General features: G+C 56.9%; 1 pseudogene. It reads left to right on the top strand.

The features are described 5' to 3' along the window. Window positions 1-255: pseudogene (locus AC0L3B_RS39895) on the top strand (FAD-binding domain); the annotation flags it as partial.

Below are 255 nucleotides of genomic sequence, written 5' to 3'. Positions count from 1 at the left end.
GATTGATGCCGGAGATCAATCGCGACGGCTACTACGCCCGAGAGTTTCGGATCGTAGATGAAGCTGGCCGTCGGCTGGCCGGCTTCGGTACCGACGTCTTCTCCGAGTTGTCGAATGGACGATACGTTACTCTTCAGCGCAGTGACCTCTCGCGCATGCTGTTCGAACGGGCCAGCGGCGTCGAAGCCATTTTCGGAGACGAGATCATTCTCGTCGAAGAGAAACCAGATTGCGTCGAAGTCCAACTGAAGCACG

The sequence above is a fragment of the Bradyrhizobium sp. Kon56 genome, assembly GCF_055807635.1.
This window is presented reverse-complemented; position numbering and strand designations above follow the sequence as displayed.